Consider the following 25769-nt stretch of genomic DNA (forward strand, 5'->3'; position numbering starts at 1 on the left):
CGCCCGGAATTCCGCCGGGTACGGCTTCCGATGCTGGCCCATGACGGCACCTCCTCTTCAAAAGAATAGGTGTCCGTTTTCCCGGGTCAACTTCAATCAGACCGGCCGCCAGCGCTTGCGGTTCATGAGTACAACCCGTGATGTCCGCGACCAGCGCTTGCCGACCCACAAGAGACACTCGAACTGCTCAATACCGGACATCCGACCTGTCGCGACGGATGCGGTGATTGAACCGTAGCAGGTCGATCAACAACCCCTATCTAAAAGACGCGCGGCAAGCGTCCGACATGCGGCACTGAACGCATTCGACCGTCGTCAGGTGTCTTCCAGCGGCCTATGATGGATATTAGCTTCCCTTAGAGGCGGCGCGAGAATTCGGCCAAATCGTCCCGTGCGGAACGATCGGGTACTGCGTCCCACCCCGGAAGATTTTGCGCGAGCCCAGCTTCTAACGCCAGACGCAACGTGGCTGCGCCTACCAAGCGCCCGATGGCCAAGGTCGTGGCGTCCGATGCTTCAGACCTCGTGACCTGCCAGAGGCGCGCATATTCGGCGGTCGGTTCAAGCTGATCGGCAAGAAAGTCGGCGAGGTAGTTGATAGGAAGCACGCCACGCTCGACAAGCGCTGCGCCCAACTGAACAGTGACACGAGTGATCGGTGGCATTGCGCCGTTGAACAAGTTTGCGTTTGGATCGATGCACTGGGTTTCGAACACAGCTGATCCGATCGTGCGCCAGAATTCAGCCGTATCGACACGTGTCGCCTGCGAGGAATTGAGCCCAATCAGTCCCCAGGCAATAACCGGATAGGCCGGATTGTCGAGGCCCCGGTGCGCCGGATAGCTCAACTGCTCTCTCAGTTCGTAAGTGTCGCGCCACAAAGCTCCGAACCACTCCGTCAAGCCGGCCAGTTGAGAGAGCACGCGTGCGACGACTATCGCTTCCGGCGAAGTCGTGACGAGCCCCGCGGGTCGACCCGTAGCGCTCACCAGCCCCTGCCGAACCGCTCCTGCGAGAATCTCGGCTGCCCCGCTTGCGTCGCCATGGGCCTCCAGAATCGAGGCTTCGCACAAGACGCGATCAACCCCCCAAAGGGGTTCCTCCTGGCGTACCCAGTCAAACGCGGTTTCACCAAGAGGCGTGATGCGACCTGACAGTTGTACAAGTAGTGCATCGCGGAGGGTTCTCTGCTTAGTCACGTCGGCTTGGGCCCTCCCTGCTCGCCGCGGAGTGTCTCGCCAGATGATCTGTTGCAGCCATGCCCGGGCGATCCAGTTTCCGTCACGGCGTGCGAACACGGTATCGATGACCCTGCTAAGCCCATCTCGTAACGCTTCCACGTCGTGTGTCGCGACAGAAGCGAAACGTGCTTCAGTCGCATTGAGTAAGCCGAAGACGACAACTGGCCCAAGGGGCACGCCTTCGCTCGAGAACACGTCTGGGGAAGCGCGAATCAGGGACGCAACTAAATTCAGATCGATTTCCGACAAAGGGCCAGCAAAGCCATGCTGAAATGGCGCCGGAAAGCTCGCCAGTATCTCCATGTAGCGATCAGGCCACAGGGTCGCGGCTACTCGATGAGCCCAGCCGTCGCCGATCAGCATGCCTTGATAGCGAGTCCAGAAGCCCCGCGATGTCAGCGGCTGCGCGACGGTCGCTTCGGCATAACGTCGCAGGCGGTCGTTGAAGTGGGAGTTCCACAATGTCACCAGACGCGTGCGCAGGATCTCTAGGAGTGAGTAATTCTCGGCTTCATTCGCGATGCGACTGCAGACGGCCGAAGCTAGGGCGACGTCGCTGACCCCGCCCAACATCTGCAATTCCTCGACGACGCGAAACAGTCCCTGCTGATTCGCGTCGACGGCAACCTCAAAGGCAGCTCGACCCATGAGCCAGCTCAGGCGAGCATCCAGATGAAGAGGTTGCCCAGGACCTGCGGCGGCAACGATAGCGTCGCACCAATCTGTGAGGCCTGCTACCGCGAGCCGTTCCGCGAGAGTGTCGGGCGCCCCCGATCCGTCAAGCGGTCGCGGCGCGAGCTCCCCGAACTCATTCGTCCGGCCCGGAGCGTGAAGCCAGTCGAGCATCGTGACTAGGGCCACTTCGCCATCGGGCGGTCGAGAAAAGTTTGAGCCGTCCTCAATCATTCCCCGTCTCCTGAGGCGCGTTGCTTGGTTGCTCTATCCATTTCGCCAAGCGACGCAACTGGTAACCGACCTCTCGTCTCAGCGACCACGGCGGGACTGGACGCTTGGCCCAATAGGTCTCGAAGGGCTCCGCTTCGGCAAATGCTTCAGCCAGCACCTCGCGAGTTTCGATGGGTTCAGCGACCAGCGTCATCAAGCTGATCTCGACCTTGCCCATCTGGTTGAACGAGTGCCCGGAATGCCAAACCACATCATCGACCTGCAAGAAGCGATCGTGCAAACGACGGATCTTCGAGACGCGAATGTCGATGTCTCCGAATTCCTGCGCCGGGTCCCGTAACTCAGCAATTTTCTCGAGCATCTGGTCACCGAACAATTCTCCATTAGTGTCGTGGCGTCGACTACGGTTAGGTCGCGGATTAATCAGCCCTCGGATTGCGACACCCTGATACGACGCCGCCGTCGCGAACTCTTGAAGATCGTCCGCGTCCAGATAGGGATCGACGAAGATAATTTGGGATCGCGCCGATGCAATGAGCTCCCGGATCCAAGAAACCGTTCCCTCTCTATCGCTCTCGAGGAGACGGACATTGCGCCGCACCGCTGGAGCCTCAATCGGTCGCAGGTCGCCGATCCGATCAGCGCGAGCCCTCTGCAGTCTCTCAAGTTGACGCAGAGCCGTTGGCGGCGGTGCGGCGGGCAGCGTTTGAGGCGGTCGAACATGAACCATTCGTCGTGGGGCTGACGGCGTGCGCCGTGGTGGCGCAACCTCGCGCACGGTCCCTTGCGGGACTTGCACCACGCTGACGCTGCGAAAAAATGGCGACGGCTCTTCGCGATCGAGAAGGCCACGAAGTTCGCAGGACAGGTCGTGGCGCACAGCCGCAATCTGGGAGTGGGCTGGGGCACGAAAGCGCCCGAGAGCATTGGGGGTGCCTTCGGCACGCCAGGCCGGTGCTCCCGCGCGCAGTTCTTCGACGATCAGCCGTAGGGTCGAGAGATCGGCGCCACGACGCGGGGCCCCGCCGACTTCAATGGTCTCGCCTGCCGTCGACTGCTCAGCGATGCGGGTACCACAATAACGAAGAAGAGGGTTCGGAGCGATTAGCACACCGGAGCCCAGCCAGTCGTCGTAAGCCAGCAAATCAAAGTGAATTTTTTGCCGCAACCATTCCCGGGCGCGGATGAAGGCTTCGACCTCCGTTGATCCGTCTCGCATCGCCCTGACGGGGTCAGCCAACGCCTCCATCGGCACGAGACGGTGCAACCGTGGCCTGCCGTGCCAAGTGGGTGAAAAGGGCGGCAAATCAGGCAAGACTGTGAATCCGTTGTAATCGGGCTCAGGCGAAAGGCGGCCCGCCACTATTGGGAAGGACCGACCTGGGACGACCGCCCGACCTTGCTTAAGCGTCTCGTACCAGGCGATCGCGTCCGTCAACGGCAGAACGGATCGACCGACGCAGAGACGATCAGATCCAAAGTTCTGCCACCATCCCCCGTTCGGGGGCGACGGCGGGACAGGCATTTCCGTCGGCAGGAGCTCGACGGAAGCGAAAAGCACGTGATTGACTTGCTCTCGAATAAGGGTGACGAGGCGGATAACACCGACAGAGTAGTCTCCCTCAATCAGAGTTGGCCATTCTGCGGATACTGGTCTCTGCACGGCAAAATAAGTTTCTGTCATTGCGCCCATTCCCATGCTTACCGAACCAACTTCGCGAACCGTCGAAGGTACGAGCGAGGATTTGATCCATCCAGCTTTGTATTGCGGCAACTCATCAATCAAAGCCTGCCAACGTAGTCCGGCAATCTTGCTCACATCGCCGTGCCGAATCCATTGAATCATGATTTGCAAGCGTTCGGACTGACGGCTTCTTATGCCCGCGTCAGCAATGCCGAACACAGGTCATGTCGCGATGGCGTAGTGTGATAGACATCGGTGATAACGGTCGAACGCTGCAGGTCCAAAAGCGTCGAAGCTGAAAATAGTCGTTCGGGTCGAACGACTCCTTCGCCTACACAAGCGCCGTGAAAAGCGTTTTGTCAACAGTGACAACCCCGTCGACGAGTCCGCCGCCTCGACAATTCCACTGGCTTGTAGGTCTCCCCGTTGCCGAAAATCGGATCAACCTGCACGATCGTGCGGCCGCAAATCTTAGCCCTCGCATAGCCCCGTCCGTTTAGCCTCCCGGCTCTATCCCGTGATCACTAGCCTGTTACGGATAGCGTCGCGTAGAGTCGGGCGGGGCTGGCGGTGGCCCACCTTTGCATTTAACCATTCCGGATTCCATAATTTGCTCTATGCGATCATCGGCCTTGCGTGGCTGTTCATGAGCTTGATTAGCTCGGCGGCCTTCTCGCTTACCTCACCAACCTGGTCAAGAGACAACAAGCGGATTGTGGACCTGTCTTTTACTGCTTGAAGCATATTCGAGCCAAGCGCCAGTGCGACATCTTCGACATTGTCGAAGTTGCCACGAAGGACCCGACGAACACCAGACGCGAGGAGGTCCGCTACTTGCACGCCCGCAAATTTCTCAGAATCGACGTATTTGAAATCGTCATTGATGATCTTGCCAATGTTGATGCTTCCGTCTCCAGTGGTATCGACGTCGAGGCCATACACTTTTGACAAGTAATCCGGGGCTTCTCCAGGCTCATATTCGAAGCGGCGGAAGGATTTGTAGTCGCCCTCCGTAATGAAGATCATCGGTTCGCGCAATGACTTGGTTTGCAGAAATCCCGGAAGCAGCTTTTTGAAAGCGTTCTCATAAACTGTAGGCGTTCTGTCTTTCTGGTCCACGCGCCAACGAAAACTGCCCAAGCTGACAGGTTCTCGCTGAACAAAGTAAAGCGTAGCCGAGGTCAGGACGGTGTAGATCAGTTCGACCTGCAAGACCAGTTGAGTGTACAGTTGCAACGGCAAGGCGCTCAGTTCGTCCGCAATTTGGCGGACGGCTTGTCGTCCTTCTTCGTAGATCATGTGCGGAACGTTTTTCCTGATCTTTTCCACCTGACCCTGCCTGTGACGTTCGATTGCGTCACGACGATGGAGGCTGAGATCAACGGCAATCGCAACCGCCATCCCGCCGATGCTCCGTAGCTTCGTCAGCAACTCGATGTATGCGGTTTCGCCCGCCTTTCCTAGCTTGACTTCGCGACCATTTCCATACTTAAACCGAAACGCCCGCATGAGGTCGTCAAGTTGCTTCCTCTTGGACTCTGGGATCACATAGGCGGCAATTGCACACCAAGAGTCTTCCTTCTCGGTGAAAGTGAACGTCCCCGATTCATCCACGAAAATCAACATTGTCGCAACGCCCGTGGCAAATGGGCAAAAGTTGGCTCGGTTTCAATTATGTCAGACCACGCATCGTTTGTTCAGCCGCGCCCGCCACGCCAAAATCCTTAGCGTTCGTCGTCCAGCAAGAGACGCTCGGCGGAGAGACGTGGATCGTAGACAATCGAGAACACCGGCACGCGCATGTCCGTCGCTACGGATTGTCGTCGATCTCAGCGCAGACATCGACCGACCGTTTCTGGCCGACTGCTGTCCGATGCGGTCGGCCGAACCCGACCCCTTGCGGTCAGTCGAGCCGAGCCGCTTCAATGGCTGGTTGCAGCCGATTCTGCTAAAAGTTAAAAAACTCCCCTGGATAATCGTCCAAGCCTAAGACTAGGCTCTGTTTGGTCTGCCCGCAAAGGCTGCGGTCGCGGACACGGGCTGCAACGCGCCGATGCCCCGGTGCAGGCGGATTCGCGGCACTGGCCCGAAGTTGTTATCCCCCCGCGCTCGAACCGGATCAAGAGGCGCCGCTACAGCCGCGCGTTATACCGCACCCGCAATCTGGTCGAACGCTTCTTCAACGGCATCAAGCATTTTCGTCGTGTTTAGAACGTCTGGGAGGGAGAAGCACATGAAATCAGTTCGTACACTTGCTGTCACGCTCCTCGTTATGCTGCTGCCGGTGTTCTTGTCCTCGTACGCTGGCGCTGCTGAACCGTCAGCGAATGCGACCGAGACGTCGCCACGCCCGGCGCCCGAAGAAAAAGCTCTGAAAGAGTGGCAGAAGGAAATCGCGAAGATCCCGGCGCCGAAGAAGGGATGCTTCACCGCGACCTACCCGGCCAGACAATGGAAGGAGGTTCCTTGCGGCCCGCCCTCAAAATATCCGAACACCGTCGGTGGCTCTATCGGTAACGACGTAGGGCCTCAGGTGACGCCTTCGCTGATTTCTTCGGCGGTAGGGAGCTTTGACAGCGTCACCCCGGCAACGGTTACCGAGACGGGATCCTTTGGAGCGAACCCGAATGCTGCCAACGCGTTCAGCATTCAGATGAATACTCGGTTCTTCGCAACCCCCGCGTGCGCAAGTCACGTGGGTTGCCAGGGCTGGCAGCAGTTTATCTACTCCCAAAATCAGTGCAACGGCCCGTGCGTATTCATGCAGTACTGGCTGATCAATTACGGGTCACCGTGTCCGTCGGCGTCATGGATCCAGTCCGGGCCCAGTTGCTGGTTCAACAGCGCTAGCTCGGCTGCTCCCGCCATAAGCGCGGCGCAGCTGCAAAACACAACTCTAACGGGGAGAGCCCAGGGGGGCACGGATACTGTTGTGGTGACATCACCCGGCGCCACCGCGAATGCGTTCGCTGCAGACAGTGTCCTAAATCTGGAGAACGCTTGGGATACCGTCGATTTTATCGTCGTCGGCGACTGCTGTGGGACGCAGGCCAACTTCAGCCCGAGAACGACGCTTATCCAGAGGATCTCGGTGAATGACGGCTCCAACAAGAAACCCGTGTGCAGCACACAAGCTAGCACAGGCGAGACAAACAACCTAAGCTTTGGCCCGACGGCTCCGGCCGCTTCGGGTGCTGGACCGGCGCTCGTATATTCGGAGAGCAGTTCGGGTGGGTTGGTGGCTTGCGCCGCCGCAACCAGCGTTGGCGACACACATCTGACAACATTCGAAAGAACACTCTACGATTTCCAGGCCCCTGGTGACTTTGTGTTGGTCGGGACCCCGGACACAGCCTTTGTCGTCCAGGCGCGGCAGCAATCTGGAGCGCCGACGTGGCCGAATGCGACGATCAACAAGGCCGTCGCCACACGAATGGGAAAGACCAATGTCGCTGTTTGCTTGAAGGATACGCCGCTTAGCGTCGATGGCACGCCAACAGCCCTCGACGATGGAAAGTCACTTGTCCTGCCGTCCGGCGTTCACCTCTCCCGGAGCGGAAACGTCTATTCCATCCAGGATACAACCGGCAATTCGGTGCGTGCAGAGCTCAACGGCAGTTATATCAATGTCACAGTGGGGTTGGGTCACTGGCCCGAAGAGGCTCACGGTCTTCTTCTCAATTCGCACGGGGACATCAGCGAGATCGAAGCACGTGATGGCAAAGTGCTCATAGCACCGTTTCCGTTCAGCGAACTCTATCATCACTACGCCAACAGCTGGGCCGTACCTCGGGGGCAGTCGCTTTTGGATCCCTGCGGCGAGCGGAGGATTGAGACGGGCCTTCCCAAGAAGCCCTTCTTCGCCAAAGACCTTCCTCCGAACCAGTACAAGACCGCCCGACACGTGTGCGAACAAGCCGGCGTCAGGGTCAAGTCGTTACTTGATGCCTGTACACTCGATGTCGCAGTGATCGGCAGCGAAAGCGCCGCGAAAATCTATGTAGGAACTCCCGCACCCTCCGCCGTCGGCGACGCCGGTGGAAAGCGTCGCCACCACGACGACAATGCTCGAAACGGCGGTAAGGATCGTGATCCGTGACCGGTAAACGACTAGGGCTAAAGGCTTCGGCTGGAGACCTCTAGCCTCACACGCTCTCCCGGCCTCACCTCGTTTTTCTGGGCCGGGAGCGTCGGTAGCGCTGCTCGGAAAATGCAGAGTCGCCTCGCTCGCGATCGTGCCGTGGCTTCGGCGATCCGAAACACCCCTGGCAACGCGGCTCGAACGAAAATACCAACGGCCTGTTGAGACAGTACTTCCCGAAAGGCATCGACCTGTCGGTCTACTCACAGGCCAGACTCAATGCCGTGGCACGAAGGCTTAACGAGCGCCCAAGGAAGACGCTGGATTACGAAACACCGGCTGAACGATTCCATCGAACTATTGCATCCACCGGTTGAATCCGCCGGGTGTAGCCGACGTTCAAATGTCCGCGCGAAAGCGCGGGCCAACGACCGTAGATGGCCGGTTTGCGACGATCGTGACCAGCCGGGTTCGGCACCGGGCGCTAATTCGACCGTTTGCGAAAACCGGAGGCACGGTCGCATCCCGGGACATCCCTTGCCCTGAAACGATACGACCCGCAATTTCGGACGCCCAGGACGTGGGGCACCACTATAATCAAGAAGCACGGGGGCGCTTCCCATTGATGGGAGGCTACTTTCCCTCGTGTGTCTGCCATACCCAGTTGCGGGTCAATGTTTTGTACGGTGGTATTCCATGGCCACGTACGTCATCCTTAGCCGGCTGTCGCCTGACGCGTTCAAAGATCCCAAAGACCTGAAACAGCTCGCCCCCACAGTCTCCGAGAAAATCAAGGACGAATGCCCTGCGGTCACCTGGAAAGACAGCTATCTGACACTCGGTCGCTTCGACGTGGCGGACATCGTCGAGTCTGACGATCTGAAACAGCTCGAGAGAGCGGCGTTGATTATCCGCGCCTGTGGGCACGCCACCACCGAGCCCCTCCAAGGGACTGCCTGGAAAGAGTTCATCGCGACCCTATAGCGCGCTGGCCGAAACCCGGCCGAACTTCATCCGGGTGCGCCTCCCCGCTGTAAAGCCACGCTCAACAGCAGTCTGCGGCCGGGAACGGCTGCCATGCCGCGATTCGCCTGCGCAATGCGGCTCGGCAGGCAATCCTGTGGGATTGCGGCGTACCCGATGTTCACCGCGACCCGACCCTACAGAGGGCGCCGGCTCCCCTCGCCGCCCCGGCAATCCCCCTATAGCACGAAGCGAACGGTGATCGAGGCCGGGGGCGTGTGCCTGCACGGCACGCTCATGCTGCCGCCATGAGCGTGCGCCCCGGTCCCGTGCGCGCACCGCAGTGTCGGCCAGAAACCCGCCAGCCGCGCACTTGCACAGCGCACGGCTCTGCGCGACATTTGTCATGACGACCGGCGCGTAAGCCCGGCTGGAGACTGCCATGACAAACCGGCTCGCCACCGAAACCTCCTCTTACCTCCGGCAACACGCCGAGAACCCGGTGGACTGGTATCCATGGAGCGAAGAGGCATTTCGCCGCGCCCGCGACGAAGACAAGCCGATCCTGCTCTCCGTGGGCTACGCCGCGTGCCACTGGTGTCACGTGATGGCGCACGAATCCTTCGAGAATCCGCGTATCGCCAGCCTGATGAACGAGCGCTACATCAGCATCAAGGTCGATCGGCAGGAGCGTCCCGACATCGACGACATCTACCAGCAAGTCAGCCAGATGATGGGACAAGGAGGCGGTTGGCCGCTGACCGTGTTCCTCACGCCGCAGGGAGAGCCGTTTTTCGGCGGCACCTACTTCCCGCCGGACGACCGCTATGGCCGCCCCGGGCTCGTGCGCGTGCTGATGAGTCTGAGCGAAGCCTGGCGGCATCGGCGAGAGGAGCTGCGCGACACTATTGCGCAGTTTCGGGAGGGGTTCCGACAGCTCGATCAAGAGAATCTGGACGGCGAAGCCACCGGTATCGGGGATCTGCCAGCAGAGGCAGCCCGCGCCCTGGCACGGAACACTGACCCGGTTCATGGCGGGCTGGGCGGCGCCCCCAAGTTTCCCAACCCGAGCTGTTATGACCTCATGCTGCGCGTCCATCATCGAAGGGGCGAGCCCACGCTGCTTGACGCAGTGGAACGCACGCTCGACCACATGGCGGCTGGCGGCATCTATGACCAGCTCGGCGGCGGATTCGCCCGCTACAGTGTCGACGCGCGTTGGGCCGTGCCGCACTTCGAGAAAATGCTCTATGACAACGGCCAGCTCGTGAAGCTGTACGCGGACGCCTACCGGCTGACCGGCAAAGAGGCCTGGCGCCGCGTCGTGGAGGAAACCATCGACTACGTCTTGCGCGACATGACGCACCCCGGTGGCGGCTTTTACGCCGGCGAAGATGCCGACAGCGAAGGACAGGAAGGCAAATTCTATGTCTGGACAGTCGCCGGGATCGAAGCAGTCCTTGGCGATTCCGACGGTGCAATGGCGTGCCAGGCCTACGGTGTGACAGAACACGGCAACTTCGAACACGGTGCTACAGTGCTCCAGCGTGCGGTCGAGCTGGATGCGCTGCAAGCAGCGCGTCTGGCGGGCTGGCGCGAGCGGTTGCTGGCGGCGCGCGGCCGACGCGTGCGCCCGGCGCGCGACGACAACATTCTCACCGGCTGGAACGGCCTGATGATCGAAGGGCTCTGTACCGCTTTCCAGGCAACGGGCTGCCTCGAGTATCTCAGCGCAGCACAGCGTGCCGCTAGTTTCATCCAGAGCGAGCTGACCCTGCCCGACGGCGGCGTGTACCGTGCCTGGAACGACGGGAGAGCCAAGGTGCCGGGGTTTCTCGAAGACTACGCCTTCCTGTCCAATGCGCTGCTCGACCTGTACGAGTCATGCTTCGACAAGCGCTACCTCGATCGGGCCGTCGAACTCGCGGCACTCATCCTCGACAAGTTCTGGGAGGACGGGCTGTATTTCACACCGTGTGACGGCGAGCCATTGGTGCACAGGCCGCGCGCGCCGTACGACAATGCGTGGCCGTCGGGCATCTCAACGAGTGTATTTGCGTTCTTGCGCCTGCATGAGCTTACCGGCCACGATCTCTATCGTGACCGTGCCGAGCACGAATTGCGGCGATACGAGGCCGCAGCCGCCAAGGCGCCAGCCGGCTTCGCGCACTTCCTTGCCGCCCGGGACTTCGCGCAACGCAGCCCACTCGAGATCATCTTTGCGGGCGACAAATCGGGCGCCGCCGCACTGGTAGCAAGCGTTCACCGCGCATACCTCCCCGCGCGCGTGCTGGCCTTTGCCGAAGACGTGCCGATTGGCCGGGAGCGCCACCCGGTCAGGGGCCGCCCAACGGCCTACGTGTGCCGAAACCGCACGTGCGCCGCACCGGTGACCGACGGCAAGGCGCTCCTCGAGCTTTGTACATCCTGACGGCAGCCCTGCTCGAGCCGGTTGCAGGGGTCGCCCGCCTTCAGCGTGCACGCAGTGCATCGACGATGTTCATGCGCGCTGCACGCATGGCAGGAAGGAACCCGCCGATGAGACCCATTGCTACCGAGAACGCAAGCGTTTTCACCACGATTGCCGAGGTGAGAATGAAGCGGAACGAAAGGTCGGCAAAGGTCTGGAAGTTGGTGGTGGAAAATGAGGCGAACTGCATCAACGCCGCGCAGCCAAGCCCGGCCGTCCCCCCCACGAGGCCGAGCAGCATGGCCTCGACGAGAAACGCGGCGAGCACGTTGACGCGTTTGAAGCCCAGTGCGCGCAAGGTGCCGATTTCCGCAACCCGGTTGGCCACTGACGCATACATCGTGATCATCGCGCCGATCATCGCAGCGATCGAAAAAATCATCGATAGCGTAAAGCCCAGAATGTTGATGAACGTCGATAGCGCCTTCGATTGATCGCTATAGAACGCCTGCTCACGTTTCGCTTCGTCGGCAAGCCGTGGGTCGACATCGATGTCTGCCTTGAAACGGTCGAAGAGATTGGTCTGCGCGAGGCGCACCACCATCGACGAGTAACTGGTGCGGCGAAACGACTGCATGAGCTGGTCCACATCGCCCCATATTTCCGAGTCGAAGCCGCTGCCGCCTGCGTCAAAGGTTCCGACAACGGTCCAGTCACGCTGGGCAAAACGCAAATGCTCGCCGATCTGCGTCCCGCTGAAGCCCTTCGCAACGCTGCTCCCGACAATGATCTCGGACGACCCGGCTTTGAACATGCGTCCCGCCACCAGCTTCACCTGTGGACGCAAGCCCAGGCCCGTCGGCGAGACCCCGCGAATGACCACGTTCGACGGTTTGTTCGAGCCGCTCTTCACGAGCGAGATGAGCACCACGGCTTCTTTCGACGCCAGTGGCCGCCCGTCCTCGCCGATGGCCACCGACGGATGCATTTCCATGATGCTTGCCTGGTTGCGGTCGATCGCGCTCTGCACCTCGGTTTCCGCACCCTTGCGGATCACCACCACGTTGTCGTGCTCGCCGGTGGACACGAGTGTCTTCTTGAGGCCCGCGTCGAGCATCAGCACCGTGGCGAACACGAACACAACCAGCGCCAGCCCGCCGGCTGTGAGCATCGTGGTCAGCCGGCGTGTCCACAGGTTGCGCGCGATGTAAGCAAGCGGAATCGCCACAGGAACCTCTAACCGATTGCCCGCAGGCCCTCGACAATACGAACCCGCGCCGCGTGCAACGCCGGTACGATGGCGGCGGCGAATCCGACGGCGAGCGCGCATGCTGCCTGCAGCTCGATCGTTTCGACGGATACGTTGAAAACGGGGAACACGCCGCCCGTAGCTTGCTTGAAAAGGCTCGCCGCCGGCGGCGTGGCGAGAATGCCGAGGCTGCCGCCGATCGCGCAGATCGCGGTCGACTCCCCGAAAACCAGAAACGCCAGAAACGTGGGCCCGAAGCCGAGCGCCTTGAGCGTTGCGTACTCGACCGTACGCTCGCGCGCACTCATGGCCATTGCATTGGCCATCACCGCCATGATGATCACGATCACCACATACGACACGACGCGGATCGCCGCAATGATCTGATTCGACATGGCAACGAAGCCAAGCTGAAACGCCTGCTCGGTTTCGGTGAGGGTCTCAGCAAGCGAGTTCTTGAAGACGCTATCCACACTGCGCGAAATCGCGGCGGCATCATCCGGGTTCGAGATGCCCAGGACGTAGACACCGACTTGATCCGCTTGCCGGGGCGTCGTCTTGCGCACGGTTTCGTTCAGGTATTCCCAGTGGAAGAGCAACTGACGTGTGATCGTCGTTTCGTCCCGTCCGTCCAGAATGCCGCGAACGACGAATTCCCAGGTGCCGGGGTAAATCGTGCCTTTAATCGGAATCACATCGCCCAACTTGAATCCGAACTGGCTCGCGAGTTGCCGTCCCACGAGGCACCCCTTGCGATCACGCTGGTAATCGGAGCGCTGTTGCGCCGGCAGTACGAACTCCGGGTACAGGTCGAGATAGTTGTCCGATACCGCGAACTGCGCAAAGAAGTTCCTGGGCTCGCGATAGATACCCCCGAACCAGTTGGAACGAGCCACCAGTGTCACCCCGTCGACGCCCCGGATACGGTTTTCATAGCTCAGAGGCAAGGGGAACACGAGCGAGATGGCGTTGCGTGTCACGAGCCGTGCATTCGAGGCTGCGGCGGCCCCCGCATACCAGGCGTCCACCACCGTGTGCAGCAACCCGTAGGCTAGCACCGCGATGGTCAGCCCCACCACGGTCAGAATGGTGCGCAGCTTGTGTCGCAGCGCGTTTCTCGCGATCAGCTTCAGCAGGTACATGGCGCAGCACCACAACCCCGTTCAACGGATCTTTCCATCGCTCAGCTCCCCCTTCTCCAGATGCACGAGCGCCTTCGCCGCGCCGGCAGCGTGAGCGTCGTGGGTGACCATGATGATGGTTTTGCCGAGCTCTCTGTTGAGCCGTTGCATCATGGAAAGAATTTCCTCTGCTGACGCACGGTCCAGGTCGCCGGTCGGCTCGTCTGCCACGATCAGTGTCGGATCGGTGATGAGCGCGCGAGCGATGGCGACGCGCTGCTGCTGGCCGCCGGACAGCTCGGAAGGGTAGTGGTGCATGCGGTCGGCCAGGTTCACCATGTCGAGCACCAGCCCAACGCGCTCACGCCGCTCTCTCCGGGTCAAACGAGTCAACATCAGCGGCAGCTCGATGTTCTCGAAAGCGGTGAGCACGGGCATCAGGTTGTAGAACTGAAAAATGAAGCCGATGTTGGCCGCGCGCCATTCGGCCAGCGCCGCTTCCGGAAGTCGCGTGATGTCGAGCCCTCCGACCCGCAGCTCGCCGCTATCCGGCCTGTCGATGCCGGCAATCAGATTGAGCAGCGTGCTCTTGCCCGATCCCGACGGGCCCATCAGTGCGACGAAGTCGCCCTCTCCGATTCCTAGCGAGATGTTGGCCAGGACTGGCACGGTCTGGACTCCGCGTCGGTAGGATTTCGCGACGTGGCAAATTTCGACGAGCGGTGCGGTACTCACGCTATTTCTTCGCCAAAGTCACTTTGGCGCCGTCCCTGATCTTCTCGTTCGGAGCCAGTACGAGCGTGTCGCCCGGGTTCACGCCATTGACCGCGACGAGCTCGCCGATCCTGGCGCCCGTCGTGACAGCTACCTCCCGCACTGTGCCGTCCTTGACCACGTAGACCACTTTCTTGCCTTCGCGCTCGACGATCGCGGCGGGCTGCACCGCGACAACGGGCTGCTTTTCTTGCGGCGGAACCGGTCTGGAGAGGAACGCAATCTTTGCGCTCATGTCCGGAAGCACACGCGCATCGCGATCCACGAAACGCACCTTGACCAGCACGGTCGCTTTCGAGCGGTCCACCGTCGGCACGATGCGCGAGACCCGGCCTGCCAGTCTCAGATAGGGCAGCGCGTCGAGCTGGATCTCGCACGGCTGATCCACATTGATTCTGGCTATGTTGGACTCCGCCACGTCCGCTTCGACTTCGAGCGTTTCCATGTCGGCGATCGTCACGACCGCGCCCTTGCTGTCGGATGCCTGCGAAAAGGGGGTGATGTTGTCGCCCACGTTCGCATGCTTTTCGATCACCACGCCATCGAATGGCGCACGAATCACCGTCTGATCGACAGCGACTTGAGCGGCACGGGCGTTGGCCTGCGCCGACAGGATGGTGGCCCTGCTGTTGTTGATCGACGCCTTGGCCTTGTCGTAGCGGGCAAGATCGGCATCGTATTGTGTTGCCGGTATAGCCCCCTTGGGCGCCAGTATTGCGGAGCGGCGCAGATTGGCTTCGGCGTTCTTTTGCTCGGCAACTTGCAGTTCAAGACTCGCCTGCGCCACTTTCACTTGCGCCAACGCCTGGGCCAGCGCTGCCTCGACATCCGCGCTTTCGAGCCGGGCAATCACCTCGCCTTTTTTCACGTGAGTGCCCTCCAGTACCCCGAGCCACTCGAGACGACCCTGCGCCTTCGATGCAACCGCGGCCTTGCGCTGCGGCACGACGTAACCCGTGGCATTGAGCAGCGTGTAGCTCTGCGACGGGTAAGCGGATGTCACAGTCGCCGTTTCGACCGCCGGCGGACCGGCCAGCCTGGCGGCAACGCCGAGCACCGCTGCGATGAGCAGCGCGATGACCGCATAACGGATCCAGCTGCGCCGCCGCGGGACAGTGCCGGCCGACGGCCGGTCGATTCTCAGCCTTTCCAGATCGTGATCAGCCAATTTTCGCGCCTTGCACCGGCAAGCGGTCACGTTCGTCAAGCGCCGTACAGGAACGCCGTTTCGACGTATCGCCACGCCGGCTTGTGGAGCGGTGAACGGGCTCACAGTATAGCGCCGTGCCCAGTCCGCGCTTACGCCACGGTGGCGCCGCCGTGGCGTTCGGCCCGGACCTGCTCAAGCGACTCGCCGATTGCAATGCGGGCAATATCGTCGTCGCCGCTCGAAGCGGCGCACATTCGAGATATGAATCGCTCCTGGAGTTACGCTCGCTGGTAGCCGTTTCCTGCTTCAATGGCGGTATTCGTTCATGAACGGGTGGAGAGAATCGCATGCTGACTGCGCACGTCCCGGACCTCGCTGCGGCATTGGAACGCCATGTGAAGGTTCTCGCCGAAGACATCGGCGAACGCAACGTGTTCCGGCCGGACGCGCTGCACGCGGCAGCCGACTATATCGTGCAGCAGTGGACGAGGTCTGGCCGTACAGTGACGCATCAGGACTACCAGGTGCGAGGGGTTCCCTGCGCCAATATTGAAGTTGCGCTCGAAGGCTGCGTTCAGTCTGACGAAATCATTGTGCTGGGCGCGCATTACGACACCGTGCGAAACAGCCCTGGCGCCGATGACAACGCCAGCGGCGTCGCCGCGCTCCTCGAGATCGCGGGCATGCTTCAGTCCCTCTCGCCTCGGTACACCGTGCGCTGCGTTGCGTTCGTGAACGAGGAAGCGCCGTTCTTCTTCCGTGGCGACATGGGCAGTCTGAGGTACGCGAGAGCCGCGCGGCTGCGCGGGGATCGCATTCGCCTGATGCTTTCGCTCGAGATGCTCGGTTACTACCGGGACGAGCCGGGTACCCAAAGGTATCCGCCTTTGCTGCGTTACTTCTATCCAGCGTGCGGCAACTTTATCGGTTTCGTCTCCAATCTTCGCTCGGCGCGCCAATTGCGATGGTTCGTCGACGCGTTCCAGGCCTCGTCCGATTTTCCGCTCGAAGCAGCGGCGCTGCCGTGGTGGGTGCCAGGGGTCGCGTTGAGCGATCATTCTTCCTTCTGGCGCCACGGCTATCCGGCCGCCATGGTGACCGACACCGCCTACCTGCGCAACCCGCACTACCATACCGCTCACGATGTCCCAGCGACGCTCGACTATGGGTGCATGGCCGCCGTGACGCGCGGGTTGGCTGCAAGCGTGGCGTCGTTGGGGCCGGGTGGCGCGAATCCCGGCAAGATCCGGGCCCCAGAAAAGAGGCAGTTGTGACCGTGGGGGGCCGCTTTCGAGTCGATGCCTCTGTCAGCTACCGACCCCGTTAAGGCCACTCGCAGTAGCGGCGCGAACGTCCGGTCATGAGCGCCAGCTTCGTCCAGCCAATCGCCGGCGTTGCCCAACGACGTCGTGAGATGCGGCTCGTAAGTGCTTGCGGCGCCTGGATGCAGATGAATATCCGATTGCGCTCTGCATGACCGGTCCCCACCGCCGATCAGTCGAGCCCGCCCGCATGGCCGCTCGCCTTGTCAGTCAGCGCAACGGTCTCGTAATAGCTGATTGTCGGCTCAGTGCCGTAGCGGGCGCGGATTCCGGCGAGCCATTCGCCGGAATAGAAGCGTTCGGCCGCCTCCTGGCTTTCCCACATATAGACGCCGCCCGCGACCTTGCCGTCGCGGGCACAGATGAACTGCTTGCGCAGGAAGCCCGGAATTTTGAGGAAATCCGGGGCGATCTTCGTGAAGTGGGCGCGGCACTCCTCGAGGCCGATGTCCGGCGACAGGTCGTAGAGGACGATGGCGGTGATCATGGATGTGTCCTTGGGTCGACGGGTCGTGGCTTGCCGCAAGCCCGGGCGTTCACGGCGCGTCCAAGACCGGCCTCCCGGACGGTCGGGCTCTTGGCAAGCAAGCCGGCGGGCTCGGCCAGCACGATGCGTCTGCGCTTCTCATCACCGTCTCCTGTTGTTGATCCTACGCCAACGTTACGACACGGCACGACACAATTGCCCGACCTGTAGACGACGCGGCACATGTCGGCGTCGTGTTTGACGGCGGTTCAGGATAAGTCCGCGAGACGGTCTCGAAATGCGCGGACAGTCCGGATTATTAATCCGAGCCCCGCCGAGACGGACAAGCCGTTTGCACTACCCGCCGTGATTCGCTATCTCTGAAATGTGAATGGCCGGTATGGGCCGGCGGTAGCGGTCATTTATCCCTTCGAGTCACTCGGCACACCACCGGCCTATCCGACAGTCGCGGGAGTGCCCAAGTCTTGGCGATGATCCGCTATGGATAGCCACTCGGTGGCTAGAACCCGGTCTCGCAGCCGTAGTAGCGTTTTAGAGCCTGATGCGCCTCTGACAGGGAATGGTTTCCCGCATCTCCCGTGGAAGACGATAAGACATAGGGTAACCGGTGCGCGGTGGTGAATTTGAGGCAACGCAGCGAAATTCGCGGCGTTCCCGGGTGGATCGCCCGCGCGTCATGAAGCATGATACGGCGGTGTTTGAGCAGCGCGTGGGGCTAGACCCGAAGGGAAATAGCGGACCTCAGGTGAAATTTACGCGTGTTGACGGTTCGCGTGGATTGAACCCCGTCCGCTGGAGAGGAAGCCAACCCTGAATTGACCTATGCTGGTGCGAGGGCGAGCACGTATGGTTACAGAACGCCGTCACAGGCGACATCCCAAGGAACTGAAGCTCAGGCTGGTATGGGTGAGCATGCTTCCCAAAGACGAGAGATATGTCAGGCCACGCCAACACATGTGCGAGTACACCGTTCGAAAGCCAGCGCTCATTCACCAGTAGCCAGTTCCGAGAGGAGAGAACGCCATGAACAAATCATCCATCAAGGTGGGAGTAGTCACGGACCAGACGGGTGCACTCTCGTTCATGGGTATCGCCAATGCAAATGTGGCCAAGATGGTAATTAACGACATCAATGCAAAGGGTGGCTTGTTGGGGCGGCAGATAGATCTGTACCTTGAGGACAGCGCAACTACAGATAGCGTAGCGGAAGCCAAAGCTGCCAAGCTCGTCCTGCAAGATCAAGTCGATGTGATCTTCGGTGGCATTTATAGCTCCACGAGGCAGGCTATCAAGCGGTCCGCTGTAGTGAATGGCAAGAAGCTTTACATTTACCCAGAGCAATACGAGGGACAGGAATGTGACCCGCTCATCTTCTGTACCGGCCCGGTGCCAGCGCAGCAGGTTGAACCTTTCATGCCGTGGTTGATGCAAGAAACGGGTGCGAAGAAATTCTACTTGCCGTCAGCTGACTATATTTGGCCACACACGATGAATAAGAAGGTTCGTCAAGTTGTCACGGCCAACGGTGGCGCGATAGTCGGAGAGGAGTACTTTCCCCTCGATCACACTGACTACAGCAAGACTATTGACAAGATCACGTCCAGCGGTGCGCAGGTGGTATTCAATACGATCGTGCCTCCTGGGCTCACGCCATTCCTCGAACAGCTTTACGACTCTGGCTTTACGAAGCGAGGTGGATACATAGTCTGCACGTATTTCGACGAGAACTTCCTGAACTTGGTGCCAGCCGCACACGTGGAGGGTCTGTACAGTTGCCTCGATTACTACCAAAACGTCAGCGATTCCTTCAGTAGGACATTGATCGATCAGTACGACAAGCTCTATCCAGGCAATGCCAAGTTCACTGCTGGCAGTGCGTGTTCAGGCATGTACCGAGGCCTGAGGCTCTGGGAGGCTGCTGTGAATGAGGCAGGCTCGCTAAGGCAGGAAGATGTCCTTAAGGCACTAGACCACGCAAAGATCGCCGAGGGCCCGGGTGGTCCAGCTGAAATGGTTCCCGGCCAGCATCACGTTCGAATGAATATGTACATTGCCCAGGCAAAAAATGGTAGTTTCAGGATCGTCAAGAGCCTTGGGGTCATTGATCCGAAGGAGTGCATGCAAGGCATAGATTAGGCAATTCAAAAGGGCTACTGAGAATTGATCCGGTGACTGGAAGGCGTGGCGTCCATTTTAGGAAATGATTCACGCGGCGACCGCAGGATCAGACCGGGCAAAACGCCCACGCCACCGGTATAGGGCGCGAGGAACTTTAGCGCGACGGGAACGTCCGCCGCCTAAGTGCACCGGACGTTTGAATGTCCGTCTGAGCACCTAGGCGAATGGCAGGAGATGGCCGAAGGACTGATATGACTTTCCGTGTCAATCGGGATCGGTTTTCGTTTGTCAGGCACCTGAATTTCCTGGAGGCGACGTAGCAGTAAGTCTCGACGGTGGATCGCACTGATATTCGCGGGTTGGGTACCGCATTACAGAGGTCCGCCCCTTGAGCCTGCCGCTATCTAAAGCCGCAAATCGAATGATGTCCGTTGCATAGTCCAACCGCGGGTTGCTCGGGTGCCGGGCTACGCCGCCTTCAGGAAACTCGTCGAATCTAGGTAGCAAAGCTCAGCGTTACGCCGGCTGCCCGTTTCGCGTTACGGCGAGCGACATTGAGAGCTTGCTGATGTCCCAGATGAACCCCGCAAGTTCGCGTGCGACGGCGACGACAGCGATGTTCACATTCTTGCCTCGTGCTGCCAGCTTGCGGTATCGGCGGCAGAGTCGGACCTGTGCGTCCCAGGCACGGTCAAGGATACGTTTGGGAATGCCTTCATGTCGGCGCTGAATTTCCGGACTCACGCGTGCCGGGTATCTGTAACTCCAGGCGGCCTCGACGAGCAGCTTCCTTGCATAGCTGTTGCCATTCTTCGTGATGCTGCCCTGACGCCGCCGCTCACCCGAAGAATGTTCTGAGGGCGTCACGCCCAGCCAGGCCATCAACTGACGCGGGTGCTCGAAGCGGGAGAGGTCCCCCAATTCGGAGAGCATGCCCACGGCGGTGATGAACTGTATGCCGCGCATGGTCTGCAGACCAAGTATGGCCGGATAAAATCGCCAGCCGACGACAGCTTCATGCAAGGTCGCCTCGAGGCGCTCACATTGCGCAAACCTGTCTTCAATCGTGCGACGGCACTCGTCGAAGGCCAGTTGTTGCCAGTGGTTTGGGAATGCAAATAGACTTATCCATCGCCGGTGCGCGGGCCCCCAGTTGGCGTTACCTGAGTAGCGGACTCCATGCGATAGAAGGAAGGACTTCAATCGCTGGCGGGCCTGTCTGAGATCTGCTTTCGCTGCCGCCCATGCGCGCGCCAGGTCCCGGAATGCCTCATCTTCAACATCCGGCACGTGTACCGCTGACAGGTCGCCAGCGCGCAGTGCGCGTACTAGCTTGACCGCGTCGCGCCGGTCCGTCTTGACGCGCTCGCCCGGCTTCTTCGGAATCAGGGACGGCGCGCATACCACGCAGTCGAATCCTCTTTCAACGAGTTCCCTGAAGAGTCCGTAGCCACAGGGGCCGGCTTCATAGACAACGCGGACATGGTGCGCCTTCGACTGAACACGCTTGCACAATCGATCGATATCCGCCTTCAGCGTTCCGATCTTGCCCAGCAGTTCCACGTCGCCCATATCGATCGCGCACGCCACCGTGATCGACTCCTTGTGAACATCCAGACCGACAAACACCGTGCTATCGTGGTTCACGCTGGCCTCCGCGCTGGAAATCGCCGGGGTGTGCCCTGTGCACATCGTGCGGCTCTGGCAGTGATGCTAACCCGCGTTTGGTTCCTCACGGCGGGCCAGCCACTAGCTCACGGAAAGTCATACTGCCTAAACCGCTCGCGCGGTAGGGGCTACGGTCAGTCGCTGGCGGTCAGGGAGAGGCCTGCCACCCGGTTCCGTATGTTGGCGAATGAGGCAATCCGCCTCGTTGACCGACGACAGGCGTCCCCGCTTCTGCCGATTGTGCGAGATCCACGACTGGCCGTTTCTCTGCGCGATGGACACTGTTGCAAATCGGCTGCTTTGCGCTGCATCAAAGCGGCTTGAACGCAAGGATCTGCCAAACCCAACGCGGGCATCCGGTGGAACAGCCCCCTGGCGTTTCAGGCAACCGGCTTGCGCCACACGCTGGCGAGCCACGGCTGCCGCTCACGCGGCAAGCCGGCGGGCCGGTAATAGTGCTCGATTTCGACGAAGCCCGCGTCCGCCATATATCGGCGCCATGCTTCGAGATCATGGAAGACGCCGTAGCGGCCGTGGCTCCAGCCTTCCTGATTCGTGCCGCGCGGGTTGGAGCTGAACAGCACGCCGCCGGGCTTCAGCGTCGCGTGCAATTGCCGCAACACGCGCGGCAACGCCTGACTCGGGACATGGAACAGCGCGGCGTTGGCGAAAATGCCGTCAAAGTGCGCGGCCGGCAAATCGAGATGCAGGAAATCCTGCTGCCAGACGTCGCAGCCAGTCGCGTCACGCGCCATTGCGACGAAGCGCTCGGCGCCATCGAGGCCGACCGCGCGATGGCCAAGTGTGGTGAAGGCCTTGAGATCGCGCCCCGGCCCGCAGCCGAAATCCAGAATCGTAAGAGGCGGTTCGACTTCGATATGGTGCAGCAGCGCCGCGATGTTCTGCGTGACGTCGTGGTCACACGTGCCGTTGCGGAAATCTTCCGCGTGCGCGTCGTAGTGCTGCAACGTGACGGCACTGATTTTATCAAGGTCGCGGGGGGCGAGTTCCATGCGGGAAGTATATCTCGGGGCATTTCCCGCACGACTACGTCGTACTTCCGGTGTCATCGGTCGTGGTCGGTTGCGCGCCGAACAGGATGAACAACGCGATTCCGTGTGCGCAACTGATTCTTCTTGGGTTTCGGAGGAAAGCGCACGGTATCGAAGCACTCACGCCAGTCCACCGCCGAGAAAAGAAACGACTCGACCGCCTCACCATCCCCCCTTCTTCAGCAGCGACGCCAGTTCCTCGAGCAACTGGCAGTAACGCTCGTACTCTTCAGCGGTAACATCGTTCGAGGTTTTGGTCTGCCCATAAGTGAGCATAGGAAAGTTGCGATGCAACCGGATAAACTTCGGGCGCCCAGCCGCATCAACTGTCCAGGCCAGGACCGGCTTCCGCCAGGGACTGCTTTGGCGAGGTTGAACCCGGAGGTTCGCCCCCCTCTACCTTCGATGATGCCGTCTACACAGAAATGGCCCGATGCGGTGGGCCAGGTCAAGCAACGCTCCGCGCCCTGCTGCATCACCACCTGTTGCGCAACTCGCGAAGCTTGAGAAACACCGTCCTTGCATCGGGTTCTTCCGGGAGATCCGGGAAGCTTTCCCGCAACCTGGCGATCACGCTTGCGCTTGTGAGCCGGAAGAAGGTGTTGAATTGCTCTTCATCCTTGAGCGTGGTGACGATCGAGGTCTTCGGGTCATGACCGGCCACGCGGGGAAGCAGGGCCCGGGCAGCGGCGTTTTCCGGCTCGAGCGACAACGTGAACCTCAGATTGTTCTCGATGTAGTCATGCCCGGGGTAGATCTTCGTGTCGTCCGGCAGTTTGGCGAGCTGGCCCACAAACGTGGCATACAGCTCGCCCGGATCGCCTCCGTTGTGGCAATTGCCGGCGCCCGCATTGAAAAGGGTGTCGCCGGAAAACAGCGCCGGCTGGTCGGTATGTGATCGCAGGCAGATGTGGCACATGGTGTGACCCGGCGTGTCCATGCATTCGAGTTCGACCCGCTTCCCGACTTTGATGACGTCTCCGGCCTTGACACCGCGGTCCACCCCCGCGATGCGAGTGCCAGCCTTGAAATGAGCGAGCAGCCTGGCGCCAGTGGCCGCGACCATCGCTTCGTTGCCGCCTGTGTGGTCCCGGTGCTCGTGGGTGTTGAGGATCTGGGTGATCTGCCAACCCTTGGCCTTCGCGGCGGCGAGGCACTTTTCATGGTCCAGCGGGTCGATGGCAAGCGCTTCGCCGGTTTCCGGACATACAATCAGGTAGTTGAAGTTGCGGTAGGCATTGCCAGTCCAGATACGCTCGACGATCATCGTGTGCTCCCGACGGCTTGCTGCCGACGAACAGGCATTGTTAGCAAGCCATGTTACCGACCTGACGCCCATGGAACCGCATCGCCGCGGGCGCAACACGTAGGCTTCGATCTGCTATGGTAGCAGCGGTCGTTCAACTCCTGTTGGCATTGCTCCGACCAAGACAGTCGGAGCCTCGTCAGACTACAGTTCCGCGGGTCACTAGGCTCCAAACGGCTCATACTGCAGCCGAATCCCTGACCGGGGACGCCACTAGAGGGGAGTTCGAGCATGCGCGGCTCACCCGGCGTGCGGTGCTCTTACACTATTCGCGGCGCAGCATGAGTAGCTCAACTGCTCATCCCAGTCGGATCCACGTCCCTCGGGGTGAGGTCAAACAGGTTCCAGAGCGGTTCGATGGTACCGACGTGGCGATAATCCTGTCCGGGATCGGTCGGTGCGAAGAGGAGCTCCGCGCCCCAAAAGTGGCGGATCACTCCGTCGTCTCGCCGAAACACGTTCAGCATGCCCACTGCCGCCTCGCACCGGTTTCAGTTCGGCGGGCCGGCGCAGCAAACTGGAGTCGCCACCGCCGCCAGCCTGGAACCGGGTCCGGCCAACACCGGACGTCGGCAGGCTCCGGCTCCTGACTTGCAGACGTGTTGCGAGCGAGCTCGTGTAACTGCAGATGCCAGAGTCATAAGGGCAAGCCGGTTCCAGCGGACCCGCCTGGAACGGCGCGGCGAAATCCACTATCGTGTCAGTTGAGGTGCATTGCACACGCGCAGGGTCGCCGGGCGAGATGTCTCGCCCGATGCCGCCGGCGACGATCGCATGACCGCAGGTGTCCTCTGGAGGGAGGGCACTGGCTCTACTGCGCGGCGCTGCTGGCTTGTTAGCAGTCGAAGGACTGCACGCTCGACGCGCTCACGGTCGGTCGATCATGAATGGAGGTGTCTCATGGACACTAAAGGTCTGCTCGTCAGGTTGGAAGTCAAGGCTGGCAACGACGACGCCATGGCGGAAGACGTCCTGCGCTCGGCTCTCGCGATGGGTCGGGCGGAAGCCGCAACGACCGCGTGGTTCGCGATCCGATTCGGGCGATCGGAGTACGGCATCTTCGACGTGTTCCCGGACGATGCCGGCCGCGAGGCGCATCTGGCGGGGCCAGTTACACAAGCACTGTTGGATGCCGGCGGCAGCGTGTTTGCCGGGGCGCCGCTGATTCAGGAACTCGACGTCCTGGCCGACAAGTTGCCTGCAACGTCATCGGGCGAGCCGGTCACGAAGGCGCTGCTCCTCACGTTCAAGGCAAAGGCGGGTCATGAGTCACAGGTCGCGCAGTTCCTTCGCGACGCGCAAGCACTCGTGGAGCAGGAACCCAAGACCGTTGCCTGGTTTGCCATCCGCCTTGACGACGGTCACTTCGGCATTTTTGACGTCTTCCCCGACAACGGCGGTCGGTTTGCACACTTGACGGGTCATGTTCCTCGGGAACTCGCCAAGCATTCGCTGTCATTGCTGGGCAGCGTGCCGGATATCGGAATGCTCGACGTGGTCGACGCAAAATGGGCCGACCAGTCTACGGGGGCGCGGTGAACGTCAAGCAGACGGCGAACGAGGCCTGATAGGGAACCTTCCCCACAGGTCGGAATCTGCCTCCGTGTCGTATCGTCAGGGACAGCGCAAACAGTCTTATAGCGAATCGCGTGGCGGTACCCGGCCCCGAGAGTTTTCGGGCAAGACCGTCCGTGTTCGACCCATCGCGGCCGCCCGTCGTTGGCGCTGTGAGTGTCCGCTACCCAGCGTCTTCCCGCCAACCGCATCAATTTGCAGACCGCAAGGCTGGATGCGGGCCTTCGACAACGCCACCGCAAAACAATCGACCAGCATCCGTACCGCCGGCAGCCGCCGCGAGGTTTGACGCAGCATTCCGATCAAAGAGGGAAGCACAGTTCAATCCAGAGCTTGTTGCCTTGCGGCCGATTCCGCACGGCGAACTCGCGCTGATACTTGAACACAATGCCGGCCGCCTGCGACCACATGTATCGTAGTTGCGGCCCAACTGCGACAGCTTGTCCGCGAAACCCGTCCTCTCCTACGGGCGTGCCGTTGACATCGTCATCGGCGAACTGCTTCAGCAGAAATCCTTGAAGTCCGAGCTGGAGCTTGCTGTTAAGCGAGTAGCCAACAAGATATTCAAGTCGGCCTTGCAGAAGTTCGTGAGGCCCCGCCTGGCTTGGCGATGCAGTTTGTCGGCGGGTAAGAGAACTCCCAGAACGAATATCGATCTGATA

18 protein-coding genes and 2 pseudogenes are annotated in these 25769 nt (G+C 60.6%); 8 read left to right on the plus strand and 12 right to left on the minus strand.

The features are described 5' to 3' along the window. Positions 1 to 356: 356 nt before the first annotated feature. The 3 genes from P3T21_RS36510 to P3T21_RS36520 all read right to left on the minus strand — a co-directional run bounded on the left by P3T21_RS36510 (position 357) and on the right by P3T21_RS36520 (position 5457). Positions 357 to 2147, minus strand: a complete 1791-nt coding sequence (locus tag P3T21_RS36510; RefSeq protein WP_429260729.1) for a hypothetical protein — start codon at positions 2145 to 2147, stop codon at positions 357 to 359. Continuing rightward, a complete protein-coding gene (locus P3T21_RS36515) occupies positions 2140 to 4050 on the minus strand; it encodes a VPA1262 family N-terminal domain-containing protein (RefSeq protein ID WP_429260730.1) in 1911 nt (636 codons plus the stop codon). Before P3T21_RS36515 ends, P3T21_RS36510 begins: the two co-directional genes overlap by 8 nt. A 396-nt stretch (positions 4051 to 4446) precedes the next feature. Then, positions 4447 to 5457 carry a DUF3800 domain-containing protein gene (locus tag P3T21_RS36520; protein WP_429260731.1) on the minus strand — a complete coding sequence of 337 codons (1011 nt, stop codon included), beginning with the start codon at positions 5455 to 5457 and terminating at the stop codon, positions 4447 to 4449. 468 nt (positions 5458 to 5925) lie between these two features. Here P3T21_RS36520 and P3T21_RS36525 point away from each other — a divergent pair. The 5 genes and pseudogenes from P3T21_RS36525 to P3T21_RS36545 form a co-directional block, all read left to right on the plus strand. Next, positions 5926 to 6039: pseudogene (locus P3T21_RS36525) on the plus strand (IS5/IS1182 family transposase); the annotation flags it as partial. A gap of 25 nt (positions 6040 to 6064) precedes the next feature. Beyond that, positions 6065 to 7930, plus strand: coding sequence for a VWD domain-containing protein (locus tag P3T21_RS36530; RefSeq protein WP_429260732.1), 1866 nt, complete (start codon positions 6065 to 6067; stop codon positions 7928 to 7930). A gap of 146 nt (positions 7931 to 8076) precedes the next feature. Further along, positions 8077 to 8289 (plus strand): annotated as a pseudogene (locus tag P3T21_RS36535) (transposase); the annotation flags it as partial. Positions 8290 to 8608: 319 nt separating this feature from the next. Next, complete coding sequence (locus P3T21_RS36540) at positions 8609 to 8896, plus strand: GYD domain-containing protein (protein WP_429260733.1); 288 nt, start codon at positions 8609 to 8611, stop codon at positions 8894 to 8896. 421 nt (positions 8897 to 9317) lie between these two features. Beyond that, positions 9318 to 11306: a thioredoxin domain-containing protein gene (locus tag P3T21_RS36545; RefSeq protein ID WP_429260734.1), complete on the plus strand. Its 1989-nt coding sequence runs from the start codon at positions 9318 to 9320 to the stop codon at positions 11304 to 11306. A gap of 40 nt (positions 11307 to 11346) precedes the next feature. On the opposite strand, the gene P3T21_RS36550 is transcribed toward P3T21_RS36545, so the two are convergent. Genes P3T21_RS36550 through P3T21_RS36565 form a run of 4 tightly spaced genes read right to left on the minus strand, consistent with a single transcriptional unit; the run spans position 11347 to position 15597 of the window. Then, positions 11347 to 12513, minus strand: a complete 1167-nt coding sequence (locus P3T21_RS36550) for an ABC transporter permease (RefSeq protein WP_429260735.1) — start codon at positions 12511 to 12513, stop codon at positions 11347 to 11349. A gap of 8 nt (positions 12514 to 12521) precedes the next feature. After that, complete coding sequence (locus P3T21_RS36555; RefSeq protein ID WP_429260736.1) at positions 12522 to 13676, minus strand: ABC transporter permease; 1155 nt, start codon at positions 13674 to 13676, stop codon at positions 12522 to 12524. A gap of 21 nt (positions 13677 to 13697) precedes the next feature. Further along, positions 13698 to 14390 carry an ABC transporter ATP-binding protein gene (locus P3T21_RS36560; RefSeq protein ID WP_429260737.1) on the minus strand — a complete coding sequence of 231 codons (693 nt, stop codon included), beginning with the start codon at positions 14388 to 14390 and terminating at the stop codon, positions 13698 to 13700. 1 nt (position 14391) lies between these two features. Beyond that, on the minus strand, positions 14392 to 15597 hold the full coding sequence (locus P3T21_RS36565) for an efflux RND transporter periplasmic adaptor subunit (protein WP_429260738.1): 1206 nt from the start codon (positions 15595 to 15597) through the stop codon (positions 14392 to 14394). 329 nt (positions 15598 to 15926) lie between these two features. Between P3T21_RS36565 and P3T21_RS36570 the strand changes: the two genes are divergently transcribed. After that, a complete protein-coding gene (locus P3T21_RS36570; RefSeq protein ID WP_429260739.1) occupies positions 15927 to 16853 on the plus strand; it encodes a M28 family peptidase in 927 nt (308 codons plus the stop codon). A gap of 220 nt (positions 16854 to 17073) precedes the next feature. On the opposite strand, the gene P3T21_RS36575 is transcribed toward P3T21_RS36570, so the two are convergent. After that, positions 17074 to 17388, minus strand: a complete 315-nt coding sequence (locus tag P3T21_RS36575) for a YdhR family protein (protein ID WP_429260740.1) — start codon at positions 17386 to 17388, stop codon at positions 17074 to 17076. 1023 nt (positions 17389 to 18411) lie between these two features. Between P3T21_RS36575 and P3T21_RS36580 the strand changes: the two genes are divergently transcribed. Then, the gene (locus P3T21_RS36580; RefSeq protein ID WP_429260741.1) at positions 18412 to 19524 is read left to right on the plus strand and encodes a substrate-binding protein; all 1113 of its coding nucleotides are present in this window, start codon (positions 18412 to 18414) and stop codon (positions 19522 to 19524) included. A gap of 498 nt (positions 19525 to 20022) precedes the next feature. Here the strand turns inward: P3T21_RS36580 and P3T21_RS36585 are convergent, their stop codons facing one another. From P3T21_RS36585 to P3T21_RS36595, 3 genes are all read right to left on the minus strand, one after another. Then, positions 20023 to 21153: an IS110 family transposase gene (locus P3T21_RS36585; RefSeq protein ID WP_429260742.1), complete on the minus strand. Its 1131-nt coding sequence runs from the start codon at positions 21151 to 21153 to the stop codon at positions 20023 to 20025. A 401-nt stretch (positions 21154 to 21554) separates the two neighbouring features. Continuing rightward, positions 21555 to 22187 carry a class I SAM-dependent methyltransferase gene (locus P3T21_RS36590; protein WP_429260743.1) on the minus strand — a complete coding sequence of 211 codons (633 nt, stop codon included), beginning with the start codon at positions 22185 to 22187 and terminating at the stop codon, positions 21555 to 21557. 514 nt (positions 22188 to 22701) lie between these two features. Next, positions 22702 to 23493, minus strand: a complete 792-nt coding sequence (locus P3T21_RS36595) for a hydroxyacylglutathione hydrolase (protein ID WP_429260744.1) — start codon at positions 23491 to 23493, stop codon at positions 22702 to 22704. Between the two features lie 996 nt (positions 23494 to 24489). Here P3T21_RS36595 and P3T21_RS36600 point away from each other — a divergent pair. Continuing rightward, entirely contained in the window at positions 24490 to 25071 is a 582-nt protein-coding gene (locus tag P3T21_RS36600) for a putative quinol monooxygenase (protein WP_429260745.1), read from the plus strand. Between the two features lie 338 nt (positions 25072 to 25409). Here the strand turns inward: P3T21_RS36600 and P3T21_RS36605 are convergent. Further along, on the minus strand, positions 25410 to 25769 hold a 360-nt coding region (locus tag P3T21_RS36605), incomplete at its 5' end, for a transporter (RefSeq protein WP_429260746.1).

It is taken from the genome of Paraburkholderia sp. GAS334, from assembly GCF_050436625.1.
Classification (GTDB): Bacteria; Pseudomonadota; Gammaproteobacteria; order Burkholderiales; family Burkholderiaceae; genus Paraburkholderia.

Excerpts from the sequence above, each read along its gene's own strand:
- P3T21_RS36520 (WP_429260731.1), bottom strand. The coding sequence starts at position 5,457 with ATGTTGATTTTCGTGGATGAATCGGGGACGTTCACTTTCACCGAGAAG.
- P3T21_RS36600 (WP_429260745.1), top strand. The coding sequence starts at position 24,490 with ATGGCGGAAGACGTCCTGCGCTCGGCTCTCGCGATGGGTCGGGCGGAA.
- P3T21_RS36590 (WP_429260743.1), bottom strand. The coding sequence starts at position 22,187 with ATGGAACTCGCCCCCCGCGACCTTGATAAAATCAGTGCCGTCACGTTG.
- P3T21_RS36540 (WP_429260733.1), top strand. The coding sequence starts at position 8,609 with ATGGCCACGTACGTCATCCTTAGCCGGCTGTCGCCTGACGCGTTCAAA.
- P3T21_RS36545 (WP_429260734.1), top strand. The coding sequence starts at position 9,318 with ATGACAAACCGGCTCGCCACCGAAACCTCCTCTTACCTCCGGCAACAC.
- P3T21_RS36595 (WP_429260744.1), bottom strand. The coding sequence starts at position 23,493 with ATGATCGTCGAGCGTATCTGGACTGGCAATGCCTACCGCAACTTCAAC.
- P3T21_RS36510 (WP_429260729.1), bottom strand. The coding sequence starts at position 2,147 with ATGATTGAGGACGGCTCAAACTTTTCTCGACCGCCCGATGGCGAAGTG.
- P3T21_RS36580 (WP_429260741.1), top strand. The coding sequence starts at position 18,412 with ATGAACAAATCATCCATCAAGGTGGGAGTAGTCACGGACCAGACGGGT.
- P3T21_RS36570 (WP_429260739.1), top strand. The coding sequence starts at position 15,927 with ATGCTGACTGCGCACGTCCCGGACCTCGCTGCGGCATTGGAACGCCAT.
- P3T21_RS36530 (WP_429260732.1), top strand. The coding sequence starts at position 6,065 with ATGAAATCAGTTCGTACACTTGCTGTCACGCTCCTCGTTATGCTGCTG.
- P3T21_RS36555 (WP_429260736.1), bottom strand. The coding sequence starts at position 13,676 with ATGTACCTGCTGAAGCTGATCGCGAGAAACGCGCTGCGACACAAGCTG.
- P3T21_RS36575 (WP_429260740.1), bottom strand. The coding sequence starts at position 17,388 with ATGATCACCGCCATCGTCCTCTACGACCTGTCGCCGGACATCGGCCTC.